Source organism: Kitasatospora sp. UYEF31, assembly GCF_057291755.1.
On sequence record NZ_JBXAWK010000013.1, the window covers coordinates 1 to 14,150 of the forward strand.

Annotated in this window: 12 protein-coding genes; 7 read left to right on the top strand and 5 right to left on the bottom strand. The window is 70.4% G+C overall.

What is annotated here, in order from left to right:
- Window positions 1–155: 155 nt before the first annotated feature.
- The 5 genes from AC0Z36_RS08855 to AC0Z36_RS08875 form a co-directional block, all read right to left on the bottom strand.
- Window positions 156–1,451: a DUF58 domain-containing protein gene (locus AC0Z36_RS08855; RefSeq protein WP_485462183.1), complete on the bottom strand. Its 1,296-nt coding sequence runs from the start codon at window positions 1,449–1,451 to the stop codon at window positions 156–158.
- A gap of 10 nt (window positions 1,452–1,461) precedes the next feature.
- A complete protein-coding gene (locus AC0Z36_RS08860) occupies window positions 1,462–2,391 on the bottom strand; it encodes an AAA family ATPase (protein WP_485462290.1) in 930 nt (309 codons plus the stop codon).
- A 74-nt stretch (window positions 2,392–2,465) separates the two neighbouring features.
- The gene (locus tag AC0Z36_RS08865; protein ID WP_485462184.1) at window positions 2,466–3,626 is read right to left on the bottom strand and encodes a DUF4350 domain-containing protein; all 1,161 of its coding nucleotides are present in this window, start codon (window positions 3,624–3,626) and stop codon (window positions 2,466–2,468) included.
- Between the two features lie 35 nt (window positions 3,627–3,661).
- Window positions 3,662–4,369 carry a DUF4129 domain-containing protein gene (locus AC0Z36_RS08870; RefSeq protein WP_485462185.1) on the bottom strand — a complete coding sequence of 236 codons (708 nt, stop codon included), beginning with the start codon at window positions 4,367–4,369 and terminating at the stop codon, window positions 3,662–3,664.
- A gap of 96 nt (window positions 4,370–4,465) precedes the next feature.
- Window positions 4,466–5,785: a DUF7847 domain-containing protein gene (locus tag AC0Z36_RS08875; protein ID WP_485462186.1), complete on the bottom strand. Its 1,320-nt coding sequence runs from the start codon at window positions 5,783–5,785 to the stop codon at window positions 4,466–4,468.
- Window positions 5,786–5,932: 147 nt separating this feature from the next.
- On the opposite strand from AC0Z36_RS08875, the gene mtnA reads away from it, so the two are divergent.
- The 7 genes from mtnA to AC0Z36_RS08910 all read left to right on the top strand — a co-directional run bounded on the left by mtnA (window position 5,933) and on the right by AC0Z36_RS08910 (window position 14,135).
- Window positions 5,933–6,976, top strand: a complete 1,044-nt coding sequence (gene mtnA, locus AC0Z36_RS08880) for an S-methyl-5-thioribose-1-phosphate isomerase (protein ID WP_485462187.1) — start codon at window positions 5,933–5,935, stop codon at window positions 6,974–6,976.
- Window positions 6,977–6,980: 4 nt separating this feature from the next.
- Window positions 6,981–7,658 (top strand): MtrAB system response regulator MtrA, encoded by a 678-nt coding sequence (gene mtrA, locus AC0Z36_RS08885; protein ID WP_485462188.1) that lies wholly within the window; start codon window positions 6,981–6,983, stop codon window positions 7,656–7,658.
- A 5-nt stretch (window positions 7,659–7,663) separates the two neighbouring features.
- Window positions 7,664–9,553: an MtrAB system histidine kinase MtrB gene (mtrB, locus tag AC0Z36_RS08890; protein ID WP_485462189.1), complete on the top strand. Its 1,890-nt coding sequence runs from the start codon at window positions 7,664–7,666 to the stop codon at window positions 9,551–9,553.
- Entirely contained in the window at window positions 9,553–11,322 is a 1,770-nt protein-coding gene (locus AC0Z36_RS08895; protein ID WP_485462190.1) for an LpqB family beta-propeller domain-containing protein, read from the top strand. The genes mtrB and AC0Z36_RS08895 overlap by 1 nt, the downstream gene beginning before the upstream one ends.
- Window positions 11,323–11,468: 146 nt before the next feature.
- Window positions 11,469–12,191 carry a ComF family protein gene (locus tag AC0Z36_RS08900; protein WP_485462191.1) on the top strand — a complete coding sequence of 241 codons (723 nt, stop codon included), beginning with the start codon at window positions 11,469–11,471 and terminating at the stop codon, window positions 12,189–12,191.
- 406 nt (window positions 12,192–12,597) lie between these two features.
- Window positions 12,598–13,242 (top strand): ribosome hibernation-promoting factor, HPF/YfiA family, encoded by a 645-nt coding sequence (gene hpf, locus AC0Z36_RS08905; protein ID WP_485462192.1) that lies wholly within the window; start codon window positions 12,598–12,600, stop codon window positions 13,240–13,242.
- A gap of 206 nt (window positions 13,243–13,448) precedes the next feature.
- A complete protein-coding gene (locus AC0Z36_RS08910; RefSeq protein ID WP_485462193.1) occupies window positions 13,449–14,135 on the top strand; it encodes a response regulator in 687 nt (228 codons plus the stop codon).
- Window positions 14,136–14,150 lie beyond the last annotated feature (15 nt).

Consider the following 14,150-nt stretch of genomic DNA (forward strand, 5'->3'; position numbering starts at 1 on the left):
GTACTGCACTCGAAGGGGTGTGGGAGAGTAGGTCGCCGCCGGAATTATCTTGAGTGAAAGGCCCCCGTCCTTATGGACGGGGGCCTTTTGCGTTTCCGGTAAGTAATGGGAACAAGGCAAACGCGCAGACCGATATACGCACCCTGGGTGCAGGCTTACAGGCGGCCAGCAAGCTTCAGTGCCAGGTACGTGTCCGTCAGTGCGGAAGCCAGTTCGCCGGGAGCGGCGTCCAGGGCAGTGACCCCGCGGCGGCGTAGTTCCTCGGCGGTGGCGTGGCGGCCGGCGAGTTCCTGGCTGGCGGCAGCTGCCGCGTACACGTCCTCGACCGTTCCGCGCCTGCGGGTCATCTCCACGACTGCGGGGTCGGCGACGGCCGCCACCACGACTTCGTGGCGTTTGGTGAGCTGCGCGAGCACTGGCAGCAGTCCCTCGCGCACCGGCTCGGGGTCGAGGCCTGTCAGCAGCACGACAAGCGAGCGGCGGGAGGTGCGGCTGAGCACTGTCGCGGCCATGCCGGCTGCGTCGGATTCGACCAGTTCGGCCTCGAGGGGGGCCATGGCCTGGATGAAGTTGGCCAGCACGGTCGTGCGCGTGCCACCGCGGACCTCCGCGCGGACGCGGCGGTCGTAGGCCAGGAAGTCGACCCGGTCGCCGGCCTTCGCCGCGATGGCGGTCAGCAGCAGTGCCGCGTCCATGGCGGCGTCGAGGCGCGGTGCGTCGCCGATCCGGCCGGCTGCCGTGCGGCCGGTGTCCAGGACCACAAGGATGTGCCGGTCGCGTTCGGGGCGCCACGTACGGATGACGACGTTCTGGCTTCGGGCGGTGGCCCGCCAGTCGATCGAGCGGATGTCGTCGCCGGGCACGTATTCGCGCAGCGAGTCGAATTCGGTTCCCTGACCCCGCGTCAACAGGGCTGACCTGCCGTCGAGTTGACGCAGGCGATCCAGCTTGGAGGGGATCAGTCTGCGGCTGGGGAACTCCGGGAGGACCCGTACGGCCCATGGAATGTCATGTGAACCCTGACGGGCCGCCAGGCCCAGGGGGCCGACCGACCGGACGGTCACCCGGTGGGCTGGGCGGTCGCCGCGGCGGGTCGGGAGCAGCACGGTTGAGACCCGGCGGCGTTCACCCGAGGGGATGTCCAGGGCATAACGCTGGACAGCGGCACCCGCGCTGGGCGGCCAGCCGTCGCGGAGCATTCCGCGCACTCGGCGGCCGGTGGGGTTGGCGACTGTCAACGAAACGCTTGCGGACTCGCCGAGACGGACTGTGTTGTCACCGGACCGTACGAACGCAAGTCTTTTCACCGACCCGGCGAGCAGCAGGTCCACCACCACGGCGAGCAGCAACGCGCCCTCGACCAGGGCTACTCCCGCCCAGGACGGCAGCAGAAGGCCCACGACGAGCACGCCGAGGGCGGCGATCAGGGCGGTGCGTCCGGTCAGCGACATGTGCCGTCGATCAGCGCGGCACGGGAACGTGGGCGAGGACGCTGTCGATAACGGCGTCGGGTGTGACGCCCTCCATCTCGGCTTCGGGCCGCAACTGGACGCGGTGCCGCAGGGTGGGCTTGGCCAGCGCCTTCACGTCGTCGGGGGTCACATAGTCGCGCCCGGCCAGCCAGGCCCACGCGCGGGCAGTGTTCAGCAGCGCGGTCGCGCCTCGGGGCGACACACCCAAGGAGAGTGACGGGGACGTCCGGGTCGCCCGTACGACGTCGACCACGTAGGCCATGATGTCTGCGTCAATGCGCAGGGAGGCGACGGCTTTCCGGGCCTGGGCGAGGTCGTCGGCGGTGGCTACGGGGCGCACTCCGGCCGCCGTCAGGTCGCGCGGGTCGAAGCCTTCGGCGTGCCGGCGTAGTACGGAGATCTCGTCGTCCCGGCCGGGGAGCGGGACCGTCAGCTTCAGCAGGAAACGGTCCAACTGGGCTTCGGGCAGCGGGTATGTGCCTTCGTACTCGACCGGATTCTGCGTCGCGGCGACCATGAACGGGTCGGGCAGCGGGCGCGGGGTGCCGTCGATGGAGACCTGCCGCTCCTCCATGGCCTCAAGCAGTGATGCCTGGGTCTTCGGGGGCGTCCGGTTGATCTCGTCGGCGAGCAGCAGGTTGGTGAAGACGGGGCCTTCGCGGAAGGTGAATTCCGCGGTGCGGGCGTCGTAGACCATCGAACCGGTCACGTCGCCGGGCATGAGGTCGGGGGTGAACTGGACGCGGGTGGACTTGAGGTCCAGGGCGTGCGAAAGGGTGCGTACGAGAAGGGTCTTGGCGACACCGGGGACACCCTCCAGGAGCACGTGTCCGCGGCACAGGAGGGCGATCACCAGGCCGGTGACGGCGGAGTCCTGGCCGACGACGGCCTTGCCGACCTCGCCACGGAGGGCTTCCATGGCGGCGCGTGCGCGCACGGAACCGTCCACCGTGGGCGGGGTGCTGCCGTACTGCTCGCCCGTACCGAAACCGGTCACCCGCTGTGCACCTCGTTCTCCAGAGTGTCCAGATCATCGGCCAGTCGGACGAGATCGGCGTCGCTGCCCGGCACCGCACCGTACAACAGTGCGGACACCTGTGCCTGAGGACGTCCGGTGCGTGTCGCCACAGCGGTGACCAGGGCGGCGTCCGGCCCTGTTGGATCATGATGGAGCGCGACCGTGCCGAGGCGGGCGGCTAGCCGGTCCCTGGACCCGGCGCGCAGCAGTTCGGATGCCCGGTCGCGGGCCCTGCCCCGGTGGTAGAGCCGGGCCCGGCCCTCCACCGTCTCGGTCGCGCGGACGACCACGGGCAGCGGTTCGGTGACCACCGGGCCGAGCCGCCGGGCCCGCCACAGGGCGAGCAGCGCAACGGCCGCGGCGAGCTGGACGGCACCGAACTTCCAGCCGTCCGGCACGAGTTCGAGGATCGTCTTGTCGCCGTTCGGGACGGTCCCGCCGTCAGCCGGTACGTACCAGACGACGTTATGCCGGGTGCCGAGCAGTGACAGGGAGAGTGCGGCGTTCCCGTGCTCGGCCAGCCTGTCGTTGGTCAGGAACGTGCCGGTGCCCACCACGACGGTGTCGCCCGTGACGACCAGCGTGGGGTGCCAGTCGGGGACGTAGCAGCCGGTCGATCCCGGCGGTCCCTCGTAGCGTCGGCCGCCGAGGTCGGCGTTGCCCGCGGCGGTCGCTGCGGGCAGGGCGCAGTCCGGGGCGAGCGTGGCTTCGCTGTAGGTGTCCGAACTGAGCCGCACCCCGGGGGCGAGCGTCGACAGGGCCCGCCTGCCGGGGGCGACCAGGACGGTCCTGCCCCGGCCGGCCGCGGCCAGATCGGTCAACTGTTCTTCGGACAACAGATCGGGGAACGGGAGTACGAGGGTGCTGTCGGCGGTCAACCGGGGGATCGTCGCGTCGAGGGTGTCGGTGTACGTGACGCTCTTCCCCTGTGCCCGCAGCAACTGGGCGACTGCCTTGGACCCTTGCTTGGAGGCGGCACGAGGGTCGAGCTCGCCGGTGTGGCGGTCGCCGCGCAGGAGGGTGATGCCGAGAGCGGTCAGCACCGTGAGCAGCAGGATGATCAGCGGGCCGCGTACGGCACGGAAGATGCGGGCGGCGTCGGGGGTGGTGGACGTGCTCGGCGCGGGGGCTGTCACTGCCGGTTTCACTACAGGTTTCACCACAGGCTTTGTCACTGCGGCACCCCGAAACCGGCTGCCGCGGCTTCCACCCGGTGTGCGGGCCTGGCCTTGGCTGCGAGGCCGTCCAGCTCACGCAGAGCGGCGTCCATCGCACTCGTGGCGGCCCGGCCGCCATACCGTACGTCGTCGAAAATCCTTGCGGCCTCACGGAACCGCCCGGCCAGGTCTGGGAGTCGGCGCCCGGCCTCCGCGGTGGCTTCGTCGGCGGTGCGACCGGGGCGTTCGTCGATGATGACGCGTTCCTCAAGGGAGCGGACGATCGCGCGCAGCCGTTCGGCCACCGCAGTGTCCCAGTCGCCGCGGGCCGCGGCCTTGTCGGCGGCGGCCCGGTGGCCGGCCGCCGGGTGACCGGGCCCGTCGGGGCCGAACAGTCCGACGGACGTACGGTTCCGGGCGTTCTTCAACGGGCCGAGACGAAGCCGTACGGCGATGATCCCCGCGATCACCAGGATGACGATGACGATCAGGCCGACGGGCCCGCCCGGGGTGTTCGAAGCCGCGTCGGCGAGCAGCCCGCCGAGCTTGTCCAGGAACCAAGTGATGGCCTTGACCAGGAAGTTCGGATCGTCCTGGTGATACTCGGGGCGGGACAACTCACGCTCCGCCGCCTGCCGCGCCGCGTCCCGGCCGACCGGCGCCGGTGACGGCGGCGGTGTTGCGGCGGTAAGCGCGGCGAGCAGCGCGGCAGGCGGCGGCATGGCTTCCCAATCTGCTCTGTCGGGTCAGTGCTTCAGTCGGTCAGAACTTGGTCAGGACTCGGTCAGGACTCGGGCTGGATCAATACAGCGTCCGGATCAACGCAGTGGCGGGTTCAGGCCAGGACCGGCTCCAGGCACGGGGCTTTCGTCGGCCACCAGACCCGCTGCGCGGGCCAGTTCGAGGTCGAGTGCCTCCCGGCGCATCCGCTGGTCGACGTACAGCAGCACGCTGGCGCCGGCGGTGAACGGGTAGACCAGGCCGGACGCGATCACCGTACCGATCGCCAGCACCACGAGCTCCCACAGGGACGGGGTGTCCAGGGTGCTGGTGTCGGTGCTGAAGGCGTCGAAGCCGCCGGACAGCAGTGAGAACGGGACCTGCACGATGTTGGACACCACAGCCATGATGATCGTGACGAGCGTCAGGATGCCGAAGATCCGCCACCAGCTGCCGCGCACCAACTTGTGCGAACGCTTGAGCGCCTTGACGACCGTCTGCTTCTCCAGCATCAACGCCGGCGCGGCCAGGCTGAACGCGATGTACAGGTAGACCATCGCGACCACGCCGACGAGCCCGCCGATGACGGCCAGCGCGCCGGCGCCGTCACCGCCGCCGGCCACAGCCAGGATGATGCCCGGCACCAGGCACACGACCAGCGCGAGGATGACCAGCAACCAGCTGAGCAGGGTGACGCCCAGCAGCCGGAACAGCAGCGGCCGGGCGGCCTTCCACGCCTCGCCGACTGACATGTCCTTGCCGAGGACGGCCCGGCCCATCACAAGGGTGAGCATGCCGGTCACCACCAGTTGGGCGAGCGCGCCGAGTACGGCGGGGACGGCCACTGCGCCGAGGGCGTTGGAGGCGAAGTCACGGAGCTGGTCACCGGTGGGGTTGTCCCCGAGATCGACGGGGTCCATCTGCTGATAGGCCAGCCAGAGCGCCGGGACCTGGATCAGCTGGATGAGCAGGGCGACCACGACGGAGAGGCCGACCATCACCCGCCAGTGGCTGCGCAGCGCGCTGAACGCGCCGTCGAGGATCTCCCCGACGCCCAGCGGGCGCAGGGGGATGACGCCGGGTTTGGCCGCCTGGCGGTACGGGCCGCCCCAGCCGCCCGGGGGGCCCCAGGCGGGGGCCCCGCCTGGCTGCTGCCCGGCTCCCGGGGCCTGCCACTGCTGGCCCCAGCCGGGGGCCGGCGGGGGCTGTTGCGGCGACCAGCCGGCGGGGGCGGGCGGGGCGGGCTGCCCGGGAGTCTGCTCCGGGGCCTTGTTCAGGTTCGGTGGCTGTGCGGGCGCCGCGCCTGGGGCGGGTTCCCGCGTCGGCTGCTGGACTGGCTCCTGGGGGCTCTGCGGTGGCCGGCTCGGATCGTCCGGCCCAGGCGCGTCCGGCGATGCCCAGCCCGGGGATTCCGTCATGTCTTCTTAACTCCTTGGTGTTCCAGTCCTGTGGGGACAATCCTGGCATGGTCACCGACCGTTCGGGTGATCTAGGGGACGGCAATAGGGCCGGGCCTCCAGCGCCCCCACAAGTGCCCGCGCGGCGCGTGCCCCAGACTGTGGGACGTGGAACCGATACCGAACGACTCCCCGCACCTCGTCCCACTGCGCTGGCTGGACGCGGGGCCCGCGCTCGGGCTGCTCGACCAGACCGCGCTGCCCACTGTCGAAGCCGAAGTGGTGTGCGTCCGGACCCCTGAGGTGGTGGACGCGATCGTGCGCCTGGTCGTACGCGGCGCGCCGCTGCTCGGCCTGGTCGGCGCGTACGGCGTGGCCCTGGCCGCGTTCCGCGGTGAGGACGTCCCGGCGGCGGCGCGGGCGCTGGCCACCGCCCGGCCGACGGCGGTCAACCTGGCCCTGGGCGTGGACCGGGCGCTGTCCGCGTGGCGGGCCGGCGGAGCGCCGGCGGCGCTGGCCGCGGCCCGGCGGCTGCACGCCGAGGACGCCGCCGCGAGTGCGGCCATGGCCGCGTACGGCCTGGGACTTGTCCCCGAGAACGCGCGGATCCTCACCCACTGCAACACCGGCCGTCTGGTGTCGGGGGGCGAGGGCACGGCGCTGGCCGTCGTCCTGGCCGCGCACCGCGCGGGGCGGCTCAAGCAGTTGTGGGTGGACGAGACGCGGCCGTTGCTCCAGGGGGCGCGGCTGACCGCGTACGAGGCGCGGCGGGCCGGGATGCCTTACGCCGTCCTGGCGGACAACGCCGCGGGTTCGCTGTTCGCGGCGGGTCTGGTGGACCTGGTGATCGTGGGAGCCGACCGGATCGCGGCGGACGGGAGTACGGCCAACAAGGTCGGTACGTATCCGCTCGCGGTCCTGGCCCGGCACCACGGAGTGCCGTTCGTGGTGGCCGCTCCGGTGACGACGATCGACCCGGGGACGCCGGACGGCGCGTCGATCACCGTCGAGCAGCGGGACCCTGGGGAAGTGGTCGAGCTGGCCGGAAGGCGGCTGGCCCCGGCCGGGAGTCCGGCGTACAACCCTGCCTTCGACGTGACCCCGCCCTCGCTCATCAGTGCGATTGTGACGGAAAAAGGTGTTTTGTCGCCGGTGGACACCGCCGCAATCGCCCGGGTGAGTGCAGGTCACGATTCGGTAATGCAAAGATGAGGCCATGAAGGGACGCGTCCTCATCGTCGACGATGACACTGCACTGTCGGAGATGCTCGGCATTGTCCTGCGCGGCGAAGGTTTTGAGCCTTCGTTCGTCGCGGACGGTGACAAGGCGCTCCAGGTTTTCCGGGAAGTAAAACCGGACCTGGTGCTCCTCGACTTGATGCTTCCCGGAAGGGATGGCATCGACGTCTGCCGGCAGATCCGCGCCGAGTCCGGTGTTCCTATCGTCATGCTCACAGCCAAGAGCGACACCGTTGACGTTGTGGTCGGCCTGGAGTCCGGGGCCGACGACTACGTCATCAAGCCGTTCAAACCCAAGGAGCTGGTCGCCAGGGTCCGTGCGCGGTTGCGCCGCGCCGAAGAACCCACCCCCGAGCAGTTGGCCATCGGTGACCTCGTCATCGACGTGGCGGGGCACTCGGTCAAGCGGGACGGGCGCGGTATCGCGCTCACCCCGCTTGAGTTCGACCTGTTGGTGGCCCTGGCCCGCAAGCCGTGGCAGGTGTTCACCCGCGAGGTGTTGCTCGAACAGGTGTGGGGCTACCGGCACGCCGCCGATACCCGTCTGGTCAATGTGCACGTGCAGCGGCTGCGTTCGAAGATCGAAGCCGATCCCGAGCGTCCCGAGATCGTGGTGACTGTGCGCGGTGTCGGCTACAAGGCAGGTCCTGCCTGACAGTCATGCCATCAGCCTGGACGTTGACCGTACGCAGGGCCCAGCGCGCGGTTCGCCGCGTGCTCGCGGTCTGGCAGCGGTCGATCCAGCTGCGGGTGGTCGCCACGACCCTCGTGCTGTCGGTCGCCGTCATGGTGCTGCTCGGCATCATCGTCGTCGGGCAGGTCCGCAACGGCCTGCTCGAGGCGAAGGTCACCTCGTCCAAGTCGCAGGCACTGGGCGGGTTCCAGGCTGCCCGCGAACAGGCTGACAAGATCGCCACGGGGGACCGGCGTGCGGCCAACGCGGTGCCCGCGCCGGCCGCGCCGGCCGGGGAGCAGTTCCACGCCGGCGACTGGCTCAACGCTCTGGTCCTCCAACTGTCCAGCGGCGGCCGGGGCGTGTACGACGTGGGTGTGCTCAGCCCGGACCCCGGCGGCACCACGCCGGGGGCCGGGCGCTCACCGCGGTCTTCGGGTGACGTGCGGATCGAGCTGAGCGTGCCGTCCGGGCTGCGTGACGACCTGACCGCCAAGCACGGCGGGATGGCCCTCCAGTACACCCGGATCCAGCGGGACGTCGCGGCCGGGGACAATCCCGGACGGCACACCGGCGAACCCGGTCTGGTGATCGGCGCGCAGTTGCGCGACCCGCACGGAGACGCCTACCAGCTCTACTACTTCTTCCCGTTCGCCCCGGAGGAGAAGACGCTTTCGCTCGTCCGCAACACGCTGGCCACCGCAGGGGTGTTCCTCGTACTCCTCCTCGTCGCGATCGCGGCGGTGGTCACCCGTCAGGTCGTCACCCCGGTGCGGATGGCGGCGCGGATCGCCGAGCGGCTCGCCGCCGGCAAGCTCGAGGAACGGATGAGGGTGGTCGGCCAGGACGACCTGGCCCGGCTCGGCTCCTCCTTCAACAAGATGGCGAACAACCTGCAGAACAAAATCCGGCAGCTTGAGGAGCTGTCCCGGGTCCAGCGGCGTTTCGTCTCCGACGTGTCACACGAACTGCGCACCCCGCTGACGACCGTACGGATGGCCGCCGACGTGCTGCACGAGGCACGGGACGGTTTCACAGACCCGTCCACCGTCCGGTCCGCCGAGCTTTTGCAGACCCAGCTGGACCGGTTCGAGTCACTGCTCACCGACCTCCTGGAGATCAGCAGGTTCGACGCGGGCGCGGCTGTGCTCGACGCCGAACCGGTCGACTTGCGGGACCTCGTGCGCCGGGTCGTCGAAGCCGCTGAACCGCTGGCCGAACGCAAGGGCGGACGGGTCGTCATCGACCAGCCCGAGCTGCCGGTCATCGCGGAAGTCGACCCGCGCCGGCTCGACCGCATCCTGCGCAACCTCATCATCAACGCCGTCGAACACGGCGAGGGCCGCGACGTCGTCGTCCGCCTCGGCACCAACGGCTCCGCGGTGGCGGTGGCCGTCCGTGACTACGGCGTGGGCCTCAAGCCGGGGGAGTCCTCACTGGTCTTCAACCGCTTCTGGCGCGCCGACCCGGCCCGCGCCCGCACCCTCGGCGGCACAGGGCTTGGCCTGTCGATCGCCCTGGAGGACGCACACCTGCACGGCGGCTGGCTGCAGGCCTGGGGCGAACCGGGCGGCGGCTCGCAGTTCCGGCTCACCCTGCCCCGGAACGTCGGGGGCGAACTCGTACGCTCGCCGATCCCGCTCGAACCGGACGACTCCCGGGCCAACCGCGGCCTGGAACTGACCGGATCGCCCTACCGGCGCGCACCGCGCCCGGTCCGGCCGGTGCCCAGGAGCGGCAACGGCCGGGCGAACGGCGTGGCGGGCCACGCGGTGGGCACGGCGGAAGGCAGTACGGGCCCGGCCGACCTGCCGCGCACCACGTCACTGCCCCCGGCGGGCGGAAAAGGCGACCGTACGGACGGAGGGCTGCTGTGATGGGACGTCATACGGGAATCCTGCTGGTCGGCTGCCTCCTCACCGCCACGGCCTGCGCCTCGATGCCCGACCGCGGCACCGTCGAACAGGTCTCGGCCGGCGACGCCGTGGGCCGGGACACCGACCGGCAGGTCCGGGTGTTCGCCGTGCCTCCGCAGCCCGGCGAAGGCCCCGAAGGACTGGTCAAGGGCTTCCTCGAAGCGATCACCAGCGACGAGCCGGACTACACGACGGCGCGCAAGTACCTGACCGCGCAGGCCCAGGCCCGGTGGAAGCCGGACGGCCGCCTCACCGTCCTGGAGACCGGCCCCGCGTTCGAACAGCAGACCATCGTGCCGCCGGACGGCGGAACCGTCCACATCGACGCCACCGGGCGCCTGATCGGCAAGGTCGACGAACAGCACGCCTACCAGCCGACCGCGACCCAGGACCAGAGCGCGAAGGTCGGCTTCACACTGCGCCGCGGCCCCGACGAACAATGGCGGATCGACGACCTGCCGGACGGGCTGCTGCTGTCCCAGGCCGACTTCCAGCGTATTTACAAACCGGTCAACACCTACTGGTTCGCCCGGCCCGACGACGAGGCCAAACACCTGCTCGTCCCCGACCCGCTGTACCTGCGCAGCCGGGTGGGGCTCAGTACGGCCCTGGCCGAGCGGCAGCTCGCCGGGCCGACCCCGTGGCTGGCGCCGGTGGCCGCGTCGGAGTTCCCGGCCGGCACCACCCTGGCCGGAAAGCCCGTGACGGTGGACGACGACGGCATCGCCCGGATCCTCCTCAGCGACCCGGCCCGGCAGGCTTCCGGCGAGCGCTGCGAGCGGATGGCCGCGCAGATGTTGTACGCACTGGCCCAGACGGCCGCCGTGGACCAGGTGCAGCTGGCCACCCGCAAGGGCGGCACGCTGTGCAGCTCCGCGCGGATCGAGGCCAAGCGCTACGACCCGGTCGACACCTCCACCCCGCCGACCGGCTACTTCCTGTCCCGCGACGGCCGCGCCCAGGTGCTCCCGGCCACCGGCACCCCCTTCCCTGTCCCCGGCAGGTTCGGCGACGGCACGTTCAAGTTCGCGGCGCTCGCGGTGAGCCGCGACCGGCAGCAGATCGCCGCGGTGGCTGAGAACGGCCAGCGGATCCTCGTCGGCGACACCGCCGGACGCCAGGAACCCGTCGAATGGGCCAAGAGCCCCACACCGGGCGCACTGACCAGCCCCAGCTGGGACGGCCGGGGCGCGCTGTGGCTGGTGGACGGGACCGGCGGCGATTCCAGAGTGGCGATGTACGCCGACACTCAGCAGATCCCAGTGACTGTGGACGGCCAGGACGGCCGGAAGGTCCAGGCGCTGCGCATCTCCCCGGACGGCACCCGGGCCGCGCTCGTCCTGTCCCGGGGCACCGCGGACGGCACTGTGCTGATCGGCCGTATCGAACGGAGGATCGAACAGGGCAAGGCGCTGGTGGTCATCAAGGACCTGCGCCCGGTCATGCCGTCCCTGATCGAGGTGAAGTCCGTTTCCTGGAACGGTTCTTCCCGCCTCGCGGTCCTCGGCCGCGAACAGCAGGGGGCGGTCCAGCCGCAGCTGGTCGACATCGACGGCGGGCACGCGGTGGCGGCGGCACCCGTCAACGGGATGCTGCACCTGGCCGCACCCGACGGCACGGACCAGCCGCTGCTCGCGGACTCCGCCGACCGGCAGATCTACCGGTTGGCGCAGGGGAACAGCTGGACGGTGGTCTACAAGGAGGGCGGGTTCCCGGTCTATCCGGGATGACGGGATGACGGTCTATCCGGGATGACGGGATGAACTGCCGGGTCACGTAACACGGTGCCCGGTGTATATAACCGATCAGCGTCCGGTACGGGTGGAAACCGGCGAACCCCCGCGGACCGCCGGTGTGTTCGTCCATCGTGGACGGCATGGGGAATTGGCTGCGGAACATCGTCGGGACCTGGGCCGATCTGGTGCTCCCGGCCGACTGTCTAGGCTGCGCCGCGGGCGGCGGTCCGCTGTGCGCGCTGTGCCGGACCGTGGTCGACGGGCCCGCATACGAAACACGTCCTTCCCCGTCGCCCGCCGGGCTGCCGCCGGTGTACGCGGTGACCCCGTACGCCGACGTCGTCCGGGCACTGCTCATCGCCCACAAGGAGCGTGGCGCACGGGCACCCACGGGGCCGCTGGGGGCCGCCCTGGCCCGAGCTGTGCGGGCGGGCGCGCCCACCCCGGGTTCCATCGGGCTCGTCCCCGTGCCGTCCACCCGGGCGGCGGTCCGGGCGAGGGGCCGCGACGCCACCGCGGACCTGGCGCGGTCCGCCGCCGCACAGCTGCGCCGGGCCGGAGTGGAGGCCACGGTCCTGCCGGTCCTGCGGCACGTCCGCGCGGTCGCCGACCAGTCGGGCCTGACCGTTGTGCAGCGGTCCGCCAACCTACGCCAGGCATTGCGCGTTCCACGCAGGTTGGCACCCTTGTGCGAGGGGACTACGCTGGTGATCGTCGACGACCTCGTCACTACCGGGGCCACGTTGGCGGAGGCGGCCCGTGCCGTCCAGGCCGCTGACGGGCGCGTAAGCGCAGCAGCGGTGGTGGCCGCAACGGAACGGCGTTGCGCGGCGGGGTCTGCCGGAAGGAGGCAGCTTTCATGACTGACTTTTCCTTCGAGCGTCACAAACGTTTCGCGCTGCCCGGCTCCTTCGAGCCGGGCAGCGCGCCGGCGCACCCGCGAATAGGGCTGCCCCCAGTGCTGACCAACGAGTGCTGACCGACGAGTGTTGATCTCCCAGTGCTGATCTCTCTGGGCACAGCCGCTTTCCCCCGGTGAACCGTGTCCCTTTCCTACGGATAAGGCCCCGGTCGTAACCGATGGTTTTCGCCCGTACGAAGGGCAGCCGCCCGCAACCGGCATGTACGCCGGAATCGCGGGAAAGGCACAGGCCACCGAAGCTGGAACCCCGGATGTACGCGACATCAGTGGACCCGGGGTCGTCGCAACAGGTCGGCCGGAAGTGAGCGACATCCCCTTCCGGCAGGGCGCAACGGATGGAGAACTGCGTGGACATCGTCGTCAAGGGCCGCAAGACCGAGGTGCCGGAGCGGTTCCGCAAGCACAGTGCGGAGAAACTCGACAAGATCCGCAAGCTCGACGCCAAGGTGATCAGCGTCGATGTCGAGATCTCCAAGGAGCGCAACCCGCGGCTGGCCGACAAGGCCGACCGCGTGGAGATCACGCTGAACAGCCGTGGCCCGATCGTCCGGGCGGAAGCCTCCGCGAGCGATCTGTACGCCGCCCTCGACATCGCCACCGGCAAGTTGGAGGCTCAGTTGCGCAAGGCTGCCGACCGGCGCCGGGTGCACCACGGACACCGCAATCCCATGTCTGTGGCCACCGCGACCGCGTCCCTGAACGGGCTCGACTCCGGGGCGCCCGCCGCGGATGAGGCCGAAGAGCCCCGGATCCACATGGAGGGCCCGATCGAAGTCGACGGGGACGGCCCGCTGGTGGTGCGTGAGAAGACGCACGCCGGCCACCCGATGACTCTCGACCAGGCGCTGTACGAGATGGAGCTGGTGGGACACGACTTCTACCTCTTCATCGACAAGGAGAGCGCGCTGCCCAGCGTCGTGTACCGGCGGCACGGCTACGATTACGGAGTGATCCACCTCGAAGCCGGTGACGAGGCCGGGGGGGCGCTCTAAAACGGTGCGGGGAGCGGCGCCGGACACGATGTGTCCGGCGGCGCTACCTTGTCCCGATGTCTCCGCCCGGCTCAGACTCCCAACCGGTTCACAACTGAATCCTCTTGTCCCGCAATCGAGCTGATTGTGCGTCAGGGTCTGGAAACCGGCCGACTACGTGGGATCATGACGTGGATACGGATCGTGCCGACCAAGGGGGCAACACGGTGGGTGAAAACTCCGTCTCGCAGGACGAGCCCATCCGCGTGCTCGTCGTCGACGACCACGAGCTGTTCCGCCGGGGGCTGGAGATCGTCCTGGCCGGCGAGCCGGACATCGAAGTCGTCGGCGAGGCCGGGGACGGCGCCGCCGCGGTCGAGGCCGCGCAGGAACTGCTGCCGGACATCGTGCTGATGGACGTCCGCATGCCGGGACGCGGCGGGATCGAGGCGTGCACCGCGCTCAAAGCGGTCGCGCCCAGCGCCCGCATCATCATGCTGACGGTCAGCGACGAAGAGGCCGACCTCTACGAGGCGATCAAAGCGGGGGCCACCGGCTACCTGCTCAAGGAGATATCGACCGACGAGGTGGCCGACGCGATCCGCGCGGTCGCCGACGGACAGTCGCAGATCAACCCGTCGATGGCGGCGAAACTGCTCACCGAGTTCAAGTCGATGGCGACCCGGGACGACGAACGACGGCTGCTCCCGGCCCCGCGACTGACCGACCGGGAGATCCAGGTGCTGCGCCTGGTGGCCACCGGCAAGAACAATCGTGAGATCGCCAAACAGCTGTTCATCAGCGAGAACACGGTCAAGAACCACGTCCGCAACATCCTGGAGAAGCTCCAGCTGCACTCCCGGATGGAGGCCGTGGTGTACGCGATGCGGGAGAAGATCCTCGAAATCCAGTAGCCCGATCCGCCAGTC

What these genes read in the sequence shown, in the direction of transcription:
- AC0Z36_RS08875 (WP_485462186.1), bottom strand. Translation starts at nt 5,785, where the DNA reads ATGACGGAATCCCCGGGCTGGGCATCGCCGGACGCGCCTGGGCCGGAC.
- AC0Z36_RS08895 (WP_485462190.1), top strand. Translation starts at nt 9,553, where the DNA reads ATGGGACGTCATACGGGAATCCTGCTGGTCGGCTGCCTCCTCACCGCC.
- AC0Z36_RS08855 (WP_485462183.1), bottom strand. Translation starts at nt 1,451, where the DNA reads ATGTCGCTGACCGGACGCACCGCCCTGATCGCCGCCCTCGGCGTGCTC.
- AC0Z36_RS08860 (WP_485462290.1), bottom strand. Translation starts at nt 2,391, where the DNA reads ATGGAAGCCCTCCGTGGCGAGGTCGGCAAGGCCGTCGTCGGCCAGGAC.
- mtrB (WP_485462189.1), top strand. Translation starts at nt 7,664, where the DNA reads ATGCCATCAGCCTGGACGTTGACCGTACGCAGGGCCCAGCGCGCGGTT.
- AC0Z36_RS08900 (WP_485462191.1), top strand. Translation starts at nt 11,469, where the DNA reads ATGGGGAATTGGCTGCGGAACATCGTCGGGACCTGGGCCGATCTGGTG.
- AC0Z36_RS08870 (WP_485462185.1), bottom strand. Translation starts at nt 4,369, where the DNA reads ATGCCGCCGCCTGCCGCGCTGCTCGCCGCGCTTACCGCCGCAACACCG.
- mtrA (WP_485462188.1), top strand. Translation starts at nt 6,981, where the DNA reads ATGAAGGGACGCGTCCTCATCGTCGACGATGACACTGCACTGTCGGAG.